This is a genomic window from Klebsiella sp. MS 92-3 (assembly GCF_000195655.1).
Classification (GTDB): domain Bacteria; phylum Pseudomonadota; class Gammaproteobacteria; order Enterobacterales; family Enterobacteriaceae; genus Klebsiella; species Klebsiella pneumoniae.
Window position 1 is genome coordinate 8,864 of the sequence record NZ_GL882809.1, and the last position, 1,265, is coordinate 10,128.

A 1,265-nucleotide genomic window follows, 5' to 3' on the forward strand; every position below is an offset into this window, starting at 1 on the left:
ATGTCAACTATGAGTGTTGCCTGAAATGTCGCCAGCCCCCGGTACAGCAGAAGTATCTCGGGCTTTCTGCGTTTGCTCCTGGTGGGTATGGCCCCCGCAAGCGGGGGATATTGCTAACTGTCGTTTCAACAAAAAGTAACTTTTTTCACTTTGCCCCTCAGTACAAATTAGGGGCTTGCCGCGGATGTACCATGCCTGAATATCTTCGAGTGATGATTTGGTGCGGCTTTGTTGAATAAATCAGATTTCGGGTTCCACCTGACTGACCTGCTGCCAGAGCGGGGCGTGATGCTCCGGCACGGTCTGCCAGCCGGATGCAGCCGAACAGAGACGGTGCGATGCCATCTGCTGCTCATTACTGTAGATCCGCAGTTCATCATCCAGCGAGATCCGTATTGATACCGGCTGGCCACACAGGCTTTCCGGCACGCTGTAACGGTTTCCGCCAACCTCGATATAGCCATCCCAGGAGACATGACGGATATCGAAGTAGCTGGTATCGAAGTCCGTATCCGGCAACGGCTGCAGATGCTCCTGTTCCTGCGTGAAGCGCTGTTCCGGTGTCTGCCTGAACTGGCGAAGTTCCCGCCTGTCGGCAACGTCAGCCATCCACTGCTCCAGTAGCTGATTAACCTGGGCGAAGCTGTCGAACCGGCGGTACCGGACGAAGAAGTTCTCCTTGAGGTATTTCACCATCCGCTCCACCTTACCTTTGGTTCTGGCCCTTTATGCTGACTCATTATTTCTGGCCATAAAGGTTCTGGCAGTGCCATCTTTCGGGTCAACAAAGGTAATATCTTCAGGATCACGACGAGGGCTGGCCAATGACAGAAATATTACGGGTTCTTCAAGAAGGGTTGGTAATGCATGGACAACATTACGCTCGAAAAAAAGCACGTGGCCGGGGGCAAATTCGGCTTCGTCACGAGGATCTTCCATCCAGAGCGTCCCCATGAATCCCTGAATAACCTGACGCCGGAGGATCACCTGCTGATGGCTGAAAAACCGGAACTCTCAAAAAGTGCGTGGAACTAAAACAGGTGTGCATTACTCCACCTCATGTTGAAGAGACCAGACTGCATCAGAAAATTGCACCATAACTGAGCAAGCCGCATCCCATTGGTGCAAAAGTGTCTCCAAAAATAAATAATCCATTGATTTAACTGTGCTTTAAAAATGGCATGAATTTTTCATGTCGGGTATATGCAAGCAGGGGCAACCCTTAAGCCTTGAATCCATTAAATATCGACAGGTAATGAAGCCCC

The 1,265-nt window shown here is 50.8% G+C and carries 2 protein-coding genes and 2 pseudogenes; 2 read left to right on the forward strand and 2 right to left on the reverse strand.

Going from position 1 to position 1,265, the window contains the following annotated elements:
• Positions 1 to 239 (forward strand): hypothetical protein (locus tag HMPREF9538_RS32620; RefSeq protein WP_216087199.1); only part of this gene is annotated, 239 nt, incomplete at its 5' end.
• A gap of 1 nt (position 240) precedes the next feature.
• Here the strand turns inward: HMPREF9538_RS32620 and HMPREF9538_RS13495 are convergent.
• Both HMPREF9538_RS13495 and HMPREF9538_RS32625 read right to left on the reverse strand, forming a co-directional pair.
• A pseudogene (locus HMPREF9538_RS13495) lies at positions 241 to 726 on the reverse strand (Mu transposase domain-containing protein); the annotation flags it as partial.
• Complete coding sequence (locus tag HMPREF9538_RS32625; protein ID WP_161989521.1) at positions 727 to 939, reverse strand: hypothetical protein; 213 nt, start codon at positions 937 to 939, stop codon at positions 727 to 729. It abuts the pseudogene before it with no gap.
• Between HMPREF9538_RS32625 and HMPREF9538_RS32875 the strand changes: the two are divergent.
• Positions 934 to 1,035 (forward strand): annotated as a pseudogene (locus tag HMPREF9538_RS32875) (integrase); the annotation flags it as partial. The gene HMPREF9538_RS32625 and the pseudogene HMPREF9538_RS32875 sit on opposite strands and share 6 nt — an antisense overlap.
• Positions 1,036 to 1,265 lie beyond the last annotated feature (230 nt).